The 258-nt window shown below is 60.9% G+C and carries 1 protein-coding gene; it reads left to right on the top strand.

Features of this window, described 5'->3' with window-relative positions; all coding sequences use genetic code 11:
* A partial coding sequence (locus ASE71_RS06275) for a DUF1254 domain-containing protein (protein WP_156411750.1) occupies window positions 1-258 on the top strand: 258 nt, incomplete at both ends.

Here is a 258-nt window from a genome sequence, read left to right as displayed (position 1 = left end):
CTCGATGAGTTCGCGCTCGCAGTCGAAGCCTACATTTACGCCTACCCCCTCGTGACGATGGAAGTGACCCGGCGCGTGATTACCAACGTCGCGGAGCCCGAGGGAACCCGTGGCCCCATGGGGCATCTGATCAAGCTGCGCCAGTATCCAGACGCCAAGTTTCGGGACGTGACGGCGCCGAACGCCGATACCCTCTATACGACGGCTTTCTTTGATGTGGGGGACGAGCCTTGGGTGGTGAGCCTGCCCGATTTGAAA

Origin of the sequence: Ensifer sp. Root954 (genome assembly GCF_001429005.1) — a bacterium.
Classification (GTDB): Bacteria; Pseudomonadota; Alphaproteobacteria; order Rhizobiales; family Rhizobiaceae; genus Ensifer; species Ensifer adhaerens.
This window is presented reverse-complemented; position numbering and strand designations above follow the sequence as displayed.